This window comes from Streptomyces sp. NPDC007346 (genome assembly GCF_040703535.1).
In the GTDB taxonomy this organism is placed as follows: Bacteria; Actinomycetota; Actinomycetes; order Streptomycetales; family Streptomycetaceae; genus Streptomyces.
This window is the reverse complement of sequence record NZ_JBEYKR010000001.1, coordinates 1-17,495: the sequence shown is the minus strand read 5'-3', so window position 1 is coordinate 17,495 and position 17,495 is coordinate 1. Positions and strand designations below refer to the sequence as shown.

Sequence of the window (17,495 nt, the reverse complement as noted above, 5' to 3'; positions counted from 1 at the left end):
CGTACGGGCCGTACGGGTGGGGGCTACTCCCGTACGGGTGGGGGCTACTCCCGTACGGGTGGGGCTGTTCCGGCCGGTTCCGGATCGGGCGCTGGGGGCGTCTGCGGTTGCGCGGGCGGCGGGGCCGCCCCGGCCCGTACGGAGGGGGCGAGCGTGACCACGGCCGCCGAGACGGCCAGCACGCAGCCGGTCACGCCGAAGGCGGCGTGGCTGCCCAGCGTGGTGAGCAGGGCGCCGCCCGCGAGGGGGCCGAACGGCTGGACGATCGAGGACAGGAAGCCGGCGGCGCTCTGCACCCTGCCGATCCGGTCCTCCGGGGTGACGACCAGCAGGGTCGAGAGGAAGCCGATGCTGGCGATGGTCGAGAGGCCCATGCTGATCGCGCAGAGCACGCCGGCCAGCAGCGCGCTGCTGAACCAGGCCAGCACGGCAGCCGTCAGGACACAGCTCCAGCAGCTGAGGACGATGAGGGCGCGGACATGGCGGTCCGGTGCCAAGCGGGGCGCGAGCAGCGCTCCGGCGAGTGAGCCGGCCGAGACGCAGGTGATGACGAAGCCGCTGCCGAGGCCGGAGGACCCGTTGTCGGAGAAGACGGCGAGGGCGGTGAAGGTGAGGGCGCCGAACGCGAAGTTCATGCCCAGGCCGAAGACGAGCAGCACCGTTCGGAGGTAGGGCAGTCGCCAGAGGAAGGCGAGCCCGGCGGTGAGTTCCTCGCGGCTGAACACCGAGCCGGCCCGGGTCCTGGCCTTGGAGCGGGTGCGTACGAGGGCCACGCAGACCGTGGACAGGAACAGCCCGACGAACTGGGCCGCGAAGGGCAGGGCCTCGTGGATGCCGAACAGCGCGCCGCCGACGAGCGGGCCCACCATCCTGGCCGTGGAGGTGCGTGCCTGGAGCCGCGCGGTGGCCGTGCCCATCTGGTCCGGCGGCACGACCGCGCGCATCAGCCCGAAGGCGGCGGGGGCGTAGACGCTGCTCAGTACGGCGCCCGAGGCCGCGACCAGCAGGACGAGCGCCATGGGGGCGTGCCCGTACCAGACGGCGATGGTCAGGGCGGTGACCGCGGCGAGGCTGCCCGCGTCGCACAGCCGCATCAGGCGGCGGCGCTCGACGCGGTCGGCCATGACCCCGCCCGGCAGCATCGTCACCAGCAGGGCGCAGACGGAGACCGTTCCCACGGCTCCGGCCTGCACGGCGGAGCCGGTCGTCCTGAGGATCAGCAGGGGCAGGGCGAGGGCGCTCATCTGGCCGCCCAGAACGGCGAATAGGCCGCTCAACCAGAGCAGCCGGAAATCCCGGTTGGAGCGGAGCGGCGTGTCCATCGGGGGGCTCCCGTTGTTCGTCGGGTCGTCGGCTGTACTGACGGGCGGCGGGCGACGGCCGGCGGGAGACCGGCCGGAGCCGAGGGGGCCCACGAGGGGCGGGTGCTCTCGTACAGGGGGCCTCGTACCGTGGCCCCGTACCAGGCGGGCGGGGCGGCCTCCGTGGTGATCGGAGGCCGGAGCCCGAGGAGGCCCGCGACGGGTCGGGGCCTCTCGTACGAAGGGGCTCGTACCGGGGCGGCGGAGCGGCCTCCGTCATGATCGGAGGCCGCCCCCGCTCCGGTCGGGCGCTGCGGAACGGCGGGGCACAGGCCCCCGCCGGACGGTGCGCCCGACCCGCTGCTCCGGCCGGTCAGCTCAGGACGACGCTGAGCGAGCTGAAGCAGTTGCCCGGCGTGATCTCGCGGTCGACGACGCCCGGCGTCTCCTGGAGGTCCAGCACGGAGGAGTGCGCCTCGACCTCGGGGGTCTCGTTCTCGTCGGTGTTGTTCTCGTCGGCGGCGGGCTTGGTGTTCTCGGACATGGTGGTCTCCGTCCACTCAGAGGGTTGCCGGCTCGGTGTCCGTGGCGTCTGCCGCGGTCCGTTGCCTGCCGTTGCCGAGAAAGCTAGGGATGGCGGCCTGGCAGACGCTTCGACGCCGGTATGGGGCCGGTATGAGGCCAGTACGAAGGGGCTGGACGACGGCTCCGCCGGACGGCCGGACGGGCCTCTGCCCCCGCTGACCTGGCCGCATACCGGTCCTGAAGCGGTAGCCGACCGTTGGTGAACCGGTGCGGCCCAGCCTGGACGGGCGCGCACCGGCCCCAGAAGTCCGGGCGCGCCCCAGCCCCCGAAGGAGGCGGCCCGCATGGAACTCGCCGAACTCGTCGGACTCCGGCCCTTCCCGGCCGCCGGTCTGCTGCTCGGCCTCACCCGGCGCTGCCCCCTGCGCTGCGGGCACTGCTCCACCGGGTCGGACCTGACCGTGCGGGAGGAGCCCGACGCCGGCCAACTGCTGCGCTTCGTGGGCTCGTTCACCGAGGAGAACCGCCCGGACGTCGTCATGCTGACGGGCGGGGAGCCGCTGCTGCTGCCCACCCTCACCGGCGAGCTGAGCTTCCTGGCGCGCCGCGCCGGATCGCGTACGGCGGTACTGAGCGGGATGTTCTTCGCCCGCTCGAAGGAGATCCCGCCCGCGATCCTGCGCGCCATCGCCCAGGTCGACCACTTCTCCGCGAGCCTGGACGTCCACCACGAGCGGGAGGTGGCGCGCGCGGACGTGTTCCGGGCCCTGCACCGCATCCGCGAGTCGGGCGTCTCCGTCAGCTTCCACCTCACCGGGACCGGCGCCTCGGACCCGTATCTGGCCGACATCACCCGGGCCATCGACAAGGAGTTCGGCGGCCGGGTGCCGTCCCTGGTCAACGAGGTGCGGCCGTTCGGCCGGGCCGCCTCCTGGGCCCGGCCCGCGCGCACCGGCCCCGACCCGGCGAAGGCGGCGCCGTGCTCGATGGCCGCCTGGCCGGTGGTCGCCTTCGACGGCTCCGTGCTGGCCTGCTGCAACCAGGACACCGTGGACCGGCGGCCCGTCCCGGCCCACCTGGACCTCGGGCACATCGGCTCCGACGACTGGGGAACCGTACGCCGACGGGCCCTGGAATCCCCGGTGTTGCGGATGATCCGTACGGTCGGGCCCACCCATCTGGCGGCCCGCGCCGGCGTCGCGCCCCGGCCCGTCTCCTACTGCGACGGCTGCCGGGCGCTGGGCGGCGACGAGGCGGTGGCGGCCGCGGCCCGTGCGGTGGCGGCCGGCCCGGCGGGTGCGCTGCTCGACCTGGCCGCCGCCGAGCGCGGGGCGCGGGGCGGGCCTCAGGGGGTCGTGCGGCGGCACGGCTGCTCGGCGTACGCACCGCTGGTGAACGCGGGATCCGCCCGGAAGACCGAGCCCGGGAGGGCGCAGTGAGCACCACCACCATCCTCGTGTCGGCGCGCCTGCGCACCAAACTCCAGCTGCTCGAACCGGAGTTCCGGGGCGCGACCACCCATATGTGGCGCCCGGAGGGGCTGTTGCCGCGCTACCGGACGTATCTGTGCACCATGCACGCCGTGATCCGGGCCTCCGTGCCGCTGATGGAGCTCGCCCTGCGGCGTATGTCGGACCGGCGCGGCGATCCGCTGTCGGAGCCGCTCACCGCGTATCTGGCGGAGCACATCCAGGAGGAGGCCGGGCACGACGCCTGGCTGCTGGAGGATCTGCTCGCGGCGGGCGCGGCCCCCGAGGACGCGCTCGGCCCGCTGCCCCCGCCGGACGTGGCCACCCTCGTCGGCCCCCAGCACTACTGGATCGAGCACCACCACCCGGTGACGCTGCTCGGCTACATCGCGGTGCTGGAGGGGTACGCGCCCGCCCCCGGGCTGACCGGCCGCATCGGCGCGCTGACCGGGCTGCCGGCCGCCGCGCTGCGGACCGTACGGGAGCACGCGGCGCTCGACACGGACCACCTGGACGAGCTGTACGCGCTGCTGGACCGGCTGCCCCTGACCCGGGACCAAGAAGCGGCCGTCGCGGTCAGCGCGCTGCACTCCCTCGACGCGCTCACCCGGCTGTTCGTCCGGCTCGGGCGCTCCGCACCGGCGCCGTCGCTGCGGGGAGCTGGACCCACCTCACCGACGGGAGACACCCGATGACCGGACCACCACCGACCCAACCCGAACAACCGCCCACCGAGGCCTTGTTGCACGAAGCGGGCTTCCCCGTGGACCTGCTCACCGAGGAACAGCGCCAGGTGCTGGACGAACTGACACCGCAGGAACTCACCCTGCTGCTCGACGTCAAGAGCCGGCTGGACGCGGTGGGTCCCGAGGTCCAGGCCCACGGCGAGATCGCGGGCGGCGCGCTGTTCTAGGGCGCGTCCGGCCCGTCGGACCCGTCCGGCCTCCGGTCTCTCCGGCCCTGATCCGCCTGACGCGCGCCCCGGGGTGCGTCAGGAGCCTCTCGCGGGGCACCGGGGTGTCCGCGCCAGGACGGGGGTCCGGCGCGGGCGGAGCCGGTGCGGCCCGGTACGACAGCCGGCCGCCGCACCGGTTCCCACCCGGAGTTCAGCGGGGACCACCGGAGCCCACGAGAGCTGGACACGGAGACCACCGGAGCCCGGAAGAACCGGTCCCGGAGCCCACCGGAGCCCACGAGAGCTGGACGCGAAGACCACCGGAGCCCAGACCAGAACTGGTCCCGGAGACCAGGAGAGCCGGACCAGGAGAGCTGGACCAGGAGAGTTGAGGACCCGCCATGACCTGCCCCTCGTGCCGACAGGAGCTCCCCTCCACGGCCCGGTTCTGCTCGTCCTGCGGGACGCCGTGCGCCGGTCCGGCAGCGGTGGCGCCCGCCCCCGTCCCACCCCCCGCCGAGGACGAACGCAAGCCGGTGACCGTGCTGTTCTGCGACCTCGTGGGCTCGACCGCGCTGTCGGGGACGCTGGACCCGGAGACCCTGCGCACGGTGACGCTGCGGTACTTCGAGGCGATGAGCGCGCAGATCGTGGCGCGTGGCGGCACCCCGGAGAAGTTCATCGGGGACGCGGTCATGGCGGTGTTCGGCGTGCCGGTGGTCCGTGAGGACGACGCCCGGCGGGCCCTGGCGGCGGCGCTCGGCATGCGACGGGCGCTGGACGCCCTCAACGAGGAGCTGCACGCCTCGCTCGGTATCCGGCTGACCACCCGGGTCGGGGTCAACACCGGTCAGGTGGTGGCCGGTTCGGACGCCACCGCCCGGCAGGCCCTGGTCTCCGGCGAGGTCGTCAACATCGCCGCCCGCCTGGAGCAGAACGCGGGCCCCGGCGAGATCCTCATCGGCCCGCAGACCCTCCTCGCCGCGGGCCCCACCGTGACGGCCGAGGCCACGGGCCCCCTCCAGCTCAAGGGCAAGCGCGAGAGCGTGGAGGCCTACCGGCTGCTGGCGCTGGGGGCGGACGACCCCGAGCTGCTGCGCCGCTTCGACGCCCCCTTCGTCGGCCGCACCACCGAACTGGCCTGCCTGGACACCGCGTTGGCGCAGGTCGTCCGAGGTGACCGCTCGGGCCTGCTGCGGGTCACCGGCGAGGCGGGCATCGGCAAGACCCGGCTCGTACGGGAGTGGCTGACGCGCCGCAGCGGCGCGGGCACCCTCGCGTACGGGGCGGGCCGCTGCCGCACCTACGGGGACCACGGCACACTGGCGCCCCTCGCCGACGCCGTACGCTCCCTGCTCCCCCACCTGGACCGTGCGAAGGACGGCACACAGGGCCTGACGACCGACGACTCGATGGCCCTGCTCTCCGGGGGCCTGCTGCGTGACGGCACACCGAACGCGCCCTTCGAGGACATGTGCGCCGCGCTGACCGTGGTCCTGAAGCGGACGGCCCGAGGCCGGCCGGTGGTCCTGGTGTTCGACGACTGGCATGCGGCGGCGCCCCTGCTGGTGCGGACGGTGGACCGCCTGACGGGCGGGGCCGGACCCGCCCGCGTCCTGGTGATCTGCGCGGGCCGCCCGGACGGGGTGGACAGGGCGGAGGGACTGGATACGGCGGGCGGGGCGCACGAGGTGCATGGGACGCACAGGACGCATGGGACGCATGGGGTGTACAGGACGCATGGGATGCATGGGGCGTACGGGGGGCATGCGGCCGGTGGTGCGGTCGGCACGGGTGCGGCGCATGAGAAGCAGGGGCACCTCCAGCTCGCCGGTCTCCCCCGCGAGGAGGCGGCCTGGCTCGCCGCCGGTCTGGCTCGGCTCGACGGCCGCCCCGCCCCGGCCGACGACCGGCTCCTGGCCCGCTCCGAGGGCAACCCGCTCTACCTGGAACAGCTCCTGGTCGGCGACGGGGCCGCCCCGGCCGGTCCGGAAGGGGAGCTGCCACCCACCCTCCAGGCCCTGCTGGGCGCCCGGATCGGGGCGCTGGCCCGCGCCGAGCGCGGGGTGGTGGACCTGGCCGCCGTGATCGGCCGGGAGTTCGCCGCGGCGGAGCTGGTGCGGCTGGAGCTGTCCGTACGGACGGCGGAGCGGCCCGGGGCCTCCCCCGTCCCCGGCACCGTCACCGCCGGGGACGGGGGCGGGTACGGCCCCCCGGACGAGCGCCGCGTCGACGAGGCGCTCGCCGCGCTGACCCGGCGACGGCTGGTGGAGCCCGCGCCGTCCGGGGCCGGGGAGTCCTCGGCGTACCGGTTCAGCAGCGGGCTGGTGCACGAGGTCGCCTACGCCTCGCTCTCCAAGCGGGCCAAGGCGGAGCGCCACGCGTGGGCGGCCGAGCTGCCGAGCGTGCTGCGGACCGGCGACGGCGCGGTCGGCGGCCACTTGGAGCGCGCCTACCGCTACCGCGCCGAGCTCGGGCTGCTGGACGAGCGGGCGCGGCTGCTGCGGGACCGCGCCGCCGCCGCGCTGGGCCGGGCCGGAGCCCAGGCCGCCGCCCGGTCCGACCTGCACTGGGCGCACGGGCTGCTGGAGCGGGCGGTGGCGCTGCGGCCGGACACGGCGGGGGCGCTGCTGGGGCTCGGCGAGGTACGGGTGGCGCTCGGCCGGGCCGAGGAGGGCGCCGAACTGCTGCGTCGCGTAAGGGACTTGGGCTCCGCTCCGGTGGAGGCCGCGCACGCCCGGCTGGCGCTGGCGGTGCTGGACCCGGCAGCGAGCCCCGGCCCCGCCGCCACGGCCCGCTCCGTGCTGCCGGTCTTCGAGGCGGTCGGGGACTCGGTCGGCCGGGCGCGGGCCCACCTCCGCCTGGCCCAGCAGCTCCAGCAGTCGGGCCGCCACGAGGAGGCCGAACGCGACCACGCCCGCGCCCTGGAGCACGCGGTGGCGGCCGGGGCCGAACCCGAGCGGGCCGGGGCCCTGGGCGCGATCGGCATCTCCCTCTGGCGCGGGCCCGTCCCGGTGCCCGACGCGGTGGAGCGCTGCCGCGCCCTGCTGGCGGCCCACGGATCCGGCCGGCCGACGGTCCGGACCACGCTCAACTGCCCGCTGGCCGTCCTCCACGGGCTCCAGGACCGGCCCGGCGAGGCGTACGCGTGCCTGGCCGAGGCGGAACGGCTGGCGGGGAAGCTGGGGTTCGCGGAGGCGGAGGTGTTCCTGCCGGTGTTCCGGGCGACCGTGGAGGCGCTGCTCGGCCGGGATGCCGAGGCCCTGTCCCTGCTGGTCCGGGCGGACGCGGCGGCCCGGCGCACGGGGGCGGCGGGGATGCGGACGGCCGTGGCGCTGGACGCGGCGCGGCTGGAGCTGGACGCGGGGAGCGAGGACCGGGCGGCGAGGTGGCTGGCGGGCATCGGGGACGCGTCGGGGCTGAGCCGCGCGGACGCCGTCGACCTGGAGGGGCTACGGGCCCGGCTGGCGGCCCGGGACCGCCCGGACGAGGCGCTCCACCACGCCGAGAGGGCCGTACGCGCCTCCCTGCTCACCGACTCACCGCTGGTGCAGGCCACCGCCGAGCTGGACCGGGCCCACACGCTCGCCGCGCTGGGCCTCACGGCTGCCGCCGAGGCGGCGGCCCGCAGCGCCGGGGAGCACTTCGCGGGCAAGGGGCACCTGCCGGGGGCCCGCCGCGTGGCCGCTTTCCTCGGCACACACGCGGGGCCCCCGCCCACAGCCATGGCCACGACGAGCACGACGAGGGAAGGGAGCTGACCGATGGGCACCGCACGGACAACGGCCACGGCGGCCGGAGCAGACCCGGGGACACGCCCGGCCCCGGGGCTGGGCCTGACCTGGAGCCTGCGCGGACGCGGCCCGGAGGACGTGCCCGTACTGGGCGATCCGGGACCGCCGCTCGGGCGCCCCGCCGGGCCCGCCACGGGGCGCGGCGTACGCGTGTGCGTGGTGGACTCGGGGGTGGAGCGCGACCATCCGCTGGTCGGTGAACCGGCCGGTTCCTGGGTGGTCGTCAAGGACGGGGAGAGCGGGGAGATCACGGTCGAGCCGACGACCACCGGCGACACCTGCGGGCACGGCACCGCGTGCGCGGGCATCATCCGCCGGACCGCGCCGGAGTGCGAGATCCACAGCGTACGGGTGCTGGGCGAGCGGTTCTCGGGCACGGGAGACATCCTGATGGCGGGGCTGCGCTGGGCGGTCGAGCAGCGCTTCGACGTGGTGAACCTGAGCCTGTCGACCACCCGCACCCGCTTCGCGCAGGAGCTGCACGCCCTCGCGGACAGCGCCTACTTCGCCCGTACGGTGATCGTCGCATCGGCCCACAACACGCCGGTGGAGAGCTTCCCCTGGCGGTTCGCCTCGGTGATCTCCGTCGGCAGCCACCAGGAGGACGACCCCGACCTCCACCTCTACAACCCGCAGCCGCCCGTGGAGTTCTTCGGGCCGGGCCAGAACGTCTCCGTACCGTGGCTGGGCGGCCGGACGATCCGCACCACCGGCAACAGCTTCGCCACGCCGTACGTCACCGGGCTCTGCGCGCGCCTTCTGTCGGCGCACCCGCGGATGACGGCATTCCAGCTCAAGAACGCCCTCTATCTGTCCGCGGCCAATGTGCGCCACGAGCCGAGCGCCTCGGCCTTTCCCCTCTCGCCTCCTTCACCTCTTTCACCTCCTTCATACCCGGGCCTCCCCCTCTCGCCTCCTTCACACCCGGGCCCGTCACACCCGCGTCCCTCAACAGCGGCAGGAGATATCCGCGATGACTCCGAAGACTGAATCCGCCCCCGCCTCCGCCCCCTTCACCCCCGGCGACGCGCCCCGCAACGAACTGCTCCAGTCGGTCGTCGACGTGGCCCGAGCCATCTTCGGCGCCGCGGCCAGCTCGGTCTTCCTGCTCGACGAGGAGGCGGACGAGCTGGTCTTCCAGGCGGTCTCCGGGGAGGGCGAGGAGTTCCTCGTGGGCCGCCGGTTCCCCGCCGGACGAGGCATCGCCGGCTGGGTGGCGACCTCGGGCGAGCCGATGGTGGTGGACGACCTGACCACCGACTCGTCCTTCGACCGCTCGCTGGCGGAGTCCACCCAGTACGTCCCGAACTCCCTGATGGCGGCCCCGCTGATCAGCGACTCCCGCGTCCTGGGCGTCCTCGAGGTGCTGGACCCCTCGCCGCAGGCCCGCTCCAGCGTGCGGGAGCTGGACCTGCTGGCGATGTTCGCCCGGCAGGCCGCGGCGGCCCTGCGGGTGATCACCCCGCAGCCGGTGGCCGCGGCCTCCGTCGGGCGGGCCCTGGAGGCGGCGGAGCGCGAGGACGCGCTGCGCCTGCTCGGTAGCCTGGAGCAGGTGCTGCGGGGCACCGCATAGCGTGCCGGGCCGCGGGCAGGAGCCGGGGAAGGCGCCGCACACGCTCCCGCGTGGCAACGATGGAAGGACGGACACGTGAAGCTCGCTTTCTCCACTCTCGGGGTGCCGGGAATGCCGGTGGCCGAGGTCGTCCGGCTCGCCGCCGAGCACGGTTACCGGGGCGTGGAGCTGCGCGCCCACCCCGAGGAGCCCGTACACCTCGGCCTCTCCTCGCTCGAACGGGCCGATGTGGTCGAGGAGTTCAAGGCGGCCGGGGTGGAGATCCTGACCGTGGCCGGGTACGTCCAGGTGGCCGCCGAGGGCGACGAGGAGGCGATCTCCGCCGAACTGGCCGAGCTGGTGAAGCTCGCCCGGGACCTGGGCGCCCGGTACGTCCGCGTCTTCCCGGGCGGCGGCGACCAGGACCCGGCGGACGCCGACGCGACGGCCGCCCGCCGCCTGGGCACGGCCGCCCCGGCCGCCGCCGACATGGGCGTCAGCATCCTGCTGGAGACCCACGACTCGCACCGCGCGGGCGCCGACGTGGCCCGGGTCGTGGGCACGGTCGGCCACCCCCGGATCGGGGCCATCTGGGACGTCCTGCACACCTGGCTGGCCGGCGAGGAACCCGCCGCCAGCCACGCGGTACTGGCCCCGCACCTCGGCTACGTACAGGTGAAGGACGTCGCCTCGGCGGACGACCTCACCCCGCTGCCCCTGGGCGCGGGAGTGCTGCCGCTGACGGCCTGCCTGGACGAGCTGGACCCCGACGCGTGGGTCTGCTGGGAGTACGAGAAGCGCTGGCACCCGGCCGCACCGGAACTCCCGGCCCTGCTCAGCGCAGGCCGCGACCACCTGCTGCGGCTCGGGGCACCCAAGGCCTGAAGGCTGCCCCCGCGCCCCCCGAGGCGGACGAAAGTGAGACTAGTCACAGACCGGATGCCCTGTTTTAGGGGCTTGGTGTCTACATAAGTCTCTGGCCATTCACACAACATCTTCATAGAGTCCCGCTCAGCTCCTCACTTGTGAGGGGGGCACCATGCACGGGCGGGGTGGGGACTTTGTGGGGGCAACTGCGTTGCCGGAGAACAACTGGGCTGGTCGCAGGGGGTCTCGGCCTCGCTGTGCTGGCGAGCCTGGCGCCGCAGGCGGCCGCCGCACCGGCGGACCGCCCGGTCGCTCCGGCAAGTGGGACCGGGGAGACCCGAGAGGCCGGGGCGACCGTTGACGCCGCGCAGGTGGAGGCAAAAAGAACCGGACGGTCTGTTGAGGTGACCTCGCTGCGCGGTGAGAGCAGCGAGGTCTTCGCGACGCCTGAGGGGAACTTGGAGGCGCGGGAGTACCTGCGTCCGGTGCGGGCCCGGGTGAAGGGCGAGTGGCAGCCGGTCGAGACCGACTTGGCTCACTCCGCCGACGGCGGTGTCGCACCGAAGGTGACGACGGTGGGGCTGTCGTTCTCCGGGGGCGGCGACGCGCCCCTCGTACGGATGACGAAGGCCGGTCGCGAACTGGCCCTGTCCTGGCCGGGAAGGCTGCCGACGCCGGAGCTGGACGGGCCCAGGGCCACGTACCGGGATGTGTTGCCGGATGTGGATCTGCGGATGGAGGCGCAGGAGGACGGGTTCACGCAGCTGCTGGTGGTCAAGTCCGCGGAGGCGGCGGCCAACGAGGAGCTGTCCGAGCTGCGTCTGAAGCTGGCCGCGGACGGCATGGACGTGCGGGAAGCGGACGGCGGCGGCCTGGAGGCGATCGACAAGGGCGCCCAGGGAGCGGTGTTCGAAGCCCCTCAGCCCATGATGTGGGACTCCAGCACCCCGGCCGAAAACCCCCCGGCCGAAGGTACGTCGAGCGAAAGCACCCCGGCTGAGAGCGCGTCGGCCGAAGGCGTCGAGGGCGCAGGCATCACGGCCAAGACGGGTGCGGGTTCGCAGACGGCGGGCACGGATGGTCCGGGTGAGCCCGCCGCGACCGAGTCCGGAAAGCTGGCTCCGGTGGGGGTGACGCTTCCGGCCGGGGGTGAGGAGCTGGTCCTGACGCCGGATGCCGATGTTCTGCGGGGTGCGGACACGACGTATCCGGTCTTCATCGATCCGCAGTGGTATTCGCCGCGTGCTTCGGCGTGGACGATGGCGTCGAAGTATTGGGCGTCTTCTCCGCAGTGGAAGTTCAACGGTGAGTCGGATGCCGGTCTGGGGTACTGCAACTGGAGCTACTGCCAGCCCCATGACACGAAGCGGCTGCTGTACCGGCTGCCGACGTCGAAGTTCGCGGGGAAGTCGATCCTGTCGGCGGAGTTCGTGGTGCGCAACACCTGGTCGGCTTCGTGCACGGCCAAGGCTGTGCAGTTGTGGCGGACGAAGGACATCTCGGCCTCGACGACGTGGAACTCGCAGAACGCCTCGGGCTTCTGGATCAAGCAGCTGAAGTCGTCGTCGTTCGCCCACGGCTACACCGGGTGCGCGGCGAAGGACGCCGAGTTCGATATCAAGTCGGCGGTCCAGGAGGCGGCCAACGGCAAGTGGTCCACGATGACGTTCGGCCTGCGGGCGGCGAGTGAGACGGACGGCCTGGCCTGGAAGCGGTTCTCCGACAACGCGTTCCTGCGCGTCCAGTACAACCGGCCCCCCGCGCAGCTGAAGATGTCGCAGCTCTCCATGGAGTACGGCGGTGTCTGCAAGCGCCCCGCCAGCGCTCCGCGCGTACGCACCCTGGGCAAGATCAACATCAACAACGTGACCGACCCGGACGGCGACAACGTCGCGATCCAGGTCCAGGCGCTGTGGGACACGGGCGACGGCCAAGGACTGATCGCCCGCTGGAAGCCCGCACTGACCTCGTACAAGAAGTCCGGCTCCGGCTTCACGATGAGCCTGCCCACGTCGATCCCCCAGAACAAGACGGTGCACTGACACGTCCGTTCCTACGACGGGGCCCAGTATTCGCCGTGGTCCTCGGCCGGTGACCCGACGGGCTGCTACTTCGTCTACGACAAGACCATCCCGGCCGCGCCGACCATCGCGTCGGCGGAGTATCCCGCCTCCCGCCCCGACGACCCGAACGACCCGTGGCTGGACGGCGTGGGCCAGTACGGCACGTTCACCTTCGACACGGCATCGAGCGATGTGACGCGCTACTGGTACGGCATCAACAGTGACCCGTCCTCGGCCCGTCAGCTGACCACGACCGGCGGCGCGGCGAAGAGCGTCCCGTTCCTGCCCTCGAAGCCGGGCCTGAACTTCATCACCGCGCAGGCCTTCGACGCGGCGGGGAACGGTTCGGAGATCCGTACGTACCAGTTCCGGGTCAAGGCCGGGCAGCCGGCTCGTGCGACCTGGCAGCTGGACGAGCCGGACGGGGCGACGCAGGCCGAGGGCTCCACCCCGGCCCGGGTACTGAGGTTGCACGGCGGTGCGCAGAGCGGCGCCGTGGGGGTGGACGGCGGTGCGCTGGCACTGGACGGCGTGGACGGCTACGCGGCGACGGACCTGACGCCGATCCAAACGGCCCCGGGACATTCGGTCTCGGCCTGGGTGCGCCTGGACCGGCTGCCCACCACCGGCTCGGCGACGGTGTTGTCGCTGCCGGGCAACAGGGTGGCGAACAAGGCGCTCTACTACTCGGCTGCTGCGGACCGGTGGGTGTTCAACCACCGGGAGGATGATGCGGCCGGTGCGACGGTGGTGCGGGCGATGGCCGATACCCCGGGCGATGCCCAGGTGGGGCGCTGGACCCAGTTGGTGGGTACCTACTACGCCGACACCCGGACGATCAAGCTGTTCGTGGACGGCGAGCTGGCCGGCCAGGCCACGCTCACCAAGCCGTGGAACGCGCGCCAGGGTGTGCTGCTGGGCGCGGTGCCCAACACGGACAGTGGGGTGTCGGACTTCCTGCCGGGTGCGATCGACCAGGTGCAGTTCTTCGATCGGGCACTGGAGGCGGCGGACGTGGCCCGGCTTCAGGCGCTCGAGCCGGTGGGGGACCCTGGCTCGCCGGCGGTCGCGATCTTCGATCTCGACGAGGAGCCGGGTGCGAGTGAGGTCAGCGGCCACGGTGGGGTGCTGCCCGCCCAATACCACGGCGGGGTCACCGCCGGGGTTGCCGGCGTGGCGGGCAAGGCCGCCCACTTCGACGGCCAAACGGGCTATGGGCAGATCGGGCAGACCTCCGGTCCGCACATCAACACCTTCCGCAATTTCGCGGTGTCGACATGGGCGAAGCTGGAGCGCAAGCAGGACGGCTCGTCGATCGTGGTCGCGCAGGCCGGCGAGCACGCCTTCGGGTTCGCGTTGTACTACTCACGGGCTCTCGACCAGTGGGTGATCAACCAGTACACCGCCGACAGCCCGAACACCGGCATCATCCGGGCCACCCAGCCGGCCGGCACGACGGCAGCAGTCGGCGAGTGGGTGCACCTGGTGGGTGTGCGCGACAGCACGGCCGGCACGCTGACCCTGTACGTCAACGGTGTGAAGGCCGGCTCCACCGCGCTCAGCACCTCCTTCACCGCCACCCGGCCCATGGCCATCGGAGCCGGCTCCCGCAGCGGAGTCGTGCAGAGCTTCTTCCCCGGCGTGATCGACGACGTACGTCTCTTCGACCGCCCGGTATCGGCGGAGGAGGCCCAGCAGCTGTTCCGCCAGCGCCCGCTGGTCAAGAGCAGGTGGAACTTCGAGGAGACGACCCCCGGAACACCGGCCGGCACCCCGGACTCCTCCAAGGAGAACAACCACCTGAGCCTTTACGGCGCCGCCCAGTTGGGCATGGGCTGGGTCGACGACAGCGGTCTCCAGCTCAACGGCACGGATGCCTACGCGGCGACGGCGAGGATGCCCGTCGACACCAGCACCAGCTTCACGATGACGGCCTGGGCCCAGGCGGCCGCGACGCCGGACCACGACATGACCGTACTCAGCGCCGGCGGTGCCACCCGCAGCGCGCTGGAGGTCCGCTACCGCCCCGACCCGGCCGATCCGAACGGGCTCGGCAGCTGGCAGCTCGCCCTTCCCGACAAGGACAACGCGGCCGCCACTGTCAAACAGCTGAGCAACACCGAGTTCTTCGACGTCCGTAACTGGAACCACATCGCGGTGGTCTATGACGGCTTCGCCAAGGAGGCCAGCCTGTATGTCAACGGCTTCCTGCAGGAAGTCGCCTGCCGTGACGCGGACGGCGACGGCAACCCGGACGAGTCGGGGTGCCAGGACCTCATCGCCTGGGCCGACGACGTGCTCACCTTCAAAGCCACCAAGTCGCTCCAAGTCGGACGGGCTCAGTCGGACAACGCCGGGCAGTACTTCGCCGGCTCGATCGACGACGTATGGACCTTCCAGGGAGCTCTGAACGGGAGCCAGGTCTACGAACTCTTCCGAGGCTCCGGGGGTATGCCCACTGAAGTCCCCGACGGCTCCTGACGCCCTGTGTTCCGGGTGTGGGCCCTCCCTGATGGGCCAGGCCCACACCCGGTACCTCCTCTGTCACCACCTCCACTCTCCGTGCTCTGCTCGTTGTCGAGCGCAGCACCCGGCAGCGATGGATACACCACTCCATGAAACCCAGACGTATACGCCCGTCAGGACCCCGGACGGTCCGCCGCATCTCCTTGGCGGTGTCCGCCGGGATGGTCGCGACACTGCTGCAGGCCAGTGCCACTCCGGTCTCGGCCATTGCGGCCACAGACCTTCCCGGCCTGCCTGCCTCCGAGAAGTCCGTCGAGAGCGAGCGCATCAACGAGGTGAAGCCGCGGGCGGCGGACAAGGGGCCCCAGGCCCCAGTCGCAGCCCCGCAGGCGACGCTGCCGGCGCCCAGCACAGCGACGATCGCTGTACCCACTTCGGTCGCCGAGGGCACAGTGCGCTTCGTCCGTCCCAAGGGCCAGCCGATCGGGATCGGTCGCACCGCGCCGAGCGCAGGCTCCGCCCAGAAGGGGAGCGACGGCGCACGGTCGGCTCGTACGGTTCCCGCCACCCCCACCAACGTGACCTCACGCATCCTTGACCGCAAGCAGGCCACGCGGGCTGGTGTGAACGGACTGCTCTTCACACTCGCGTCGCAAGCCCCGGCGGCTGTGGACCGAGCCGTCCACAGCCGCGTGGAAGCACCGGTGACCCTGTCGGTGGACTACGCGGCATTCGCCGAGTCCTACGGGGGCTCGTACGCCTCACGCATGCGACTGATCGAACTTCCGTCCTGCGCACTCAGCACACCGGAGCGGGAGGAGTGCCGTGAAGGCACGCCGGTCGACGCGACGAATGACACTGCCGCGCAGACACTGACCGCGGACGCGGTGACGCTGCGAGCCGGCACCACCACGGTCCTGGCCGCCACAGCCGCCGCAACCGGTGACAAGGGTGACTACAAGGCGACCTCGCTGTCGCCCTCCTCCAGCTGGAACACGAGCCTCAACACCGGCGACTTCAACTGGTCCTACGGCTTTCAGGTCCCGGAGGTTCCCGGCAGCCTCAAGCCACGTCTCGGCCTTTCCTACTCCTCCGGATCCATCGACGGAAGGTCCGGGGGGACGAACAACCAGGGCTCCTGGGCCGGTGACGGCTTCGACCTGTGGCCCGGTTTCATCGAGCGCCGCTACAAGCCCTGCGCGGACGACGGCGTGAAGAACGCCGACGGAAACAAGCCCGGTGACATGTGCTGGGCCTACGACAACGCGTTCATCTCCTTCAACGGCTCCAGCGGCGAACTCATCCCGGTCAGCAAGGACGAGTTCAAGCTCAAGCGCGACGACGGCACCCGGATCACCCGACTGAAATCCGCCGACCGTGCGAACGGTGACAACGACAACGAATACTGGCGTCTCACGTCCCCTGACGGCATCCAGTACTTCTTCGGCTACAACCGGCTGCCAGGCTGGACCACGGGCAAGCCCACCACGGACTCCACCTGGACCCTGCCGGTCTACGGCAACAACACCGGCGAGGAATGCCACGGGGCGACGTTCGCGGACTCCTGGTGCCAGCAGGCCTGGCGGTGGAACGTCGACTACGTGGTCGACCCCCACGGCAACGCCATGAGCTACCACTACACCAAGGAGACCAACTCCTACGGCCGCAACCTCAAGGCCACCGACGACACCCCCTACACCCGGGGCGGAACCCTCAAGCGCATCGACTACGGACAGCGCTCCAACGACCTCTACACGGCCAAGCCGCTCTCCCAAGTGGTGTTCGCCAGTGCCGAGCGCTGCCTCCCGCAGGCGGGCGTCACCTGTGCTGCTGACACCATCGACACCAATGCCTTCCACTGGTACGACACCCCCTGGGACCTCAACTGCAAGGCGGGCACGAGCTGTGACAACGGCCGCCTTTCCCCCTCCTTCTGGACCCGCAAGCGGCTGACGGACATCACCACCCAGGTCCTCAAGCCGGACGGCTCCTACGGCAAGGTCGACTCCTGGAAGCTGGCCCACCGCTGGGGCATGGCCGACACCGACTACCAGCTCCTCCTGACGAGCATCCAGCACACCGGGGAGTCCGCGACCCCGACCCTCACCGGTGAACCCGCGGCTCCGGCCGTCACGCTCCCGAAGACGACGTTCGCGTACACCCAGCTCGCCAACCGCCTGGACAGGACGGGCGACGGATTCGCCCCGTTCATCAAGGAGCGCCTCCACGCGGTCGACGACGAGTCCGGCGGGCAGATCAGTGCCAACTACTCGGCACCGGCCTGCAACTGGAACTCCCTGCCCACTCCGGAGACGAACACCACCCGCTGCTTCCCCCAGTACATCGGAGGCAACGACACGGACCCGGCAACCGAACAGTGGTTCAACAAGTACGTGACGACGTCCGTCACCCGGACCGACCGGACCGGTGGCTCACCGGACCAGGTCACCAGCTACCAGTACCTCGGGGACGCCGCCTGGCACTACAACGACGACGACGGCCTGACCAAGGAGAAGGAGAAGACCTGGTCCCAATGGCGCGGCTACGGACAGGTCAGGGTCAA

The 17,495-nt window shown here is 72.2% G+C and carries 11 protein-coding genes and 1 pseudogene; 10 read left to right on the top strand and 2 right to left on the bottom strand.

Features of this window, described 5'->3' with window-relative positions; all coding sequences use genetic code 11:
- Positions 1 to 44 precede the first annotated feature (44 nt).
- Positions 45 to 1,322 carry an MFS transporter gene (locus tag AB0917_RS00060; protein ID WP_366817127.1) on the bottom strand — a complete coding sequence of 426 codons (1,278 nt, stop codon included), beginning with the start codon at positions 1,320 to 1,322 and terminating at the stop codon, positions 45 to 47.
- 352 nt (positions 1,323 to 1,674) lie between these two features.
- Positions 1,675 to 1,845, bottom strand: coding sequence for a hypothetical protein (locus AB0917_RS00055; RefSeq protein ID WP_366817126.1), 171 nt, complete (start codon positions 1,843 to 1,845; stop codon positions 1,675 to 1,677).
- A gap of 325 nt (positions 1,846 to 2,170) precedes the next feature.
- Here AB0917_RS00055 and AB0917_RS00050 point away from each other — a divergent pair, with 325 nt between their 5' ends.
- From AB0917_RS00050 to AB0917_RS00005, 10 genes and pseudogenes are all read left to right on the top strand, one after another.
- Positions 2,171 to 3,265 (top strand): radical SAM protein, encoded by a 1,095-nt coding sequence (locus AB0917_RS00050; RefSeq protein WP_366817125.1) that lies wholly within the window; start codon positions 2,171 to 2,173, stop codon positions 3,263 to 3,265.
- The gene (locus AB0917_RS00045) at positions 3,262 to 3,990 is read left to right on the top strand and encodes an iron-containing redox enzyme family protein (protein ID WP_366817124.1); all 729 of its coding nucleotides are present in this window, start codon (positions 3,262 to 3,264) and stop codon (positions 3,988 to 3,990) included. The genes AB0917_RS00050 and AB0917_RS00045 overlap by 4 nt, the downstream gene beginning before the upstream one ends.
- Complete coding sequence (locus AB0917_RS00040; RefSeq protein ID WP_366817123.1) at positions 3,987 to 4,208, top strand: aroma-sacti cluster domain-containing protein; 222 nt, start codon at positions 3,987 to 3,989, stop codon at positions 4,206 to 4,208. The genes AB0917_RS00045 and AB0917_RS00040 overlap by 4 nt, the downstream gene beginning before the upstream one ends.
- Before the next feature lie 383 nt (positions 4,209 to 4,591).
- Positions 4,592 to 7,951 (top strand): adenylate/guanylate cyclase domain-containing protein, encoded by a 3,360-nt coding sequence (locus tag AB0917_RS00035; RefSeq protein WP_366817122.1) that lies wholly within the window; start codon positions 4,592 to 4,594, stop codon positions 7,949 to 7,951.
- Positions 7,952 to 7,954: 3 nt separating this feature from the next.
- Positions 7,955 to 8,974 carry a S8 family serine peptidase gene (locus AB0917_RS00030; protein ID WP_366817121.1) on the top strand — a complete coding sequence of 340 codons (1,020 nt, stop codon included), beginning with the start codon at positions 7,955 to 7,957 and terminating at the stop codon, positions 8,972 to 8,974.
- A complete protein-coding gene (locus AB0917_RS00025) occupies positions 8,958 to 9,557 on the top strand; it encodes a GAF domain-containing protein (RefSeq protein ID WP_366817120.1) in 600 nt (199 codons plus the stop codon). Before AB0917_RS00030 ends, AB0917_RS00025 begins: the two co-directional genes overlap by 17 nt.
- 75 nt (positions 9,558 to 9,632) lie before the next feature.
- Complete coding sequence (locus AB0917_RS00020) at positions 9,633 to 10,421, top strand: sugar phosphate isomerase/epimerase family protein (RefSeq protein ID WP_366817119.1); 789 nt, start codon at positions 9,633 to 9,635, stop codon at positions 10,419 to 10,421.
- A 386-nt stretch (positions 10,422 to 10,807) separates the two neighbouring features.
- The gene (locus tag AB0917_RS00015) at positions 10,808 to 12,445 is read left to right on the top strand and encodes a DNRLRE domain-containing protein (protein WP_366817118.1); all 1,638 of its coding nucleotides are present in this window, start codon (positions 10,808 to 10,810) and stop codon (positions 12,443 to 12,445) included.
- A 168-nt stretch (positions 12,446 to 12,613) separates the two neighbouring features.
- Positions 12,614 to 14,947, top strand: coding sequence for a LamG domain-containing protein (locus AB0917_RS00010; RefSeq protein WP_366817117.1), 2,334 nt, complete (start codon positions 12,614 to 12,616; stop codon positions 14,945 to 14,947).
- A 134-nt stretch (positions 14,948 to 15,081) separates the two neighbouring features.
- A pseudogene (locus tag AB0917_RS00005) lies at positions 15,082 to 17,495 on the top strand (sugar-binding protein); the annotation flags it as partial.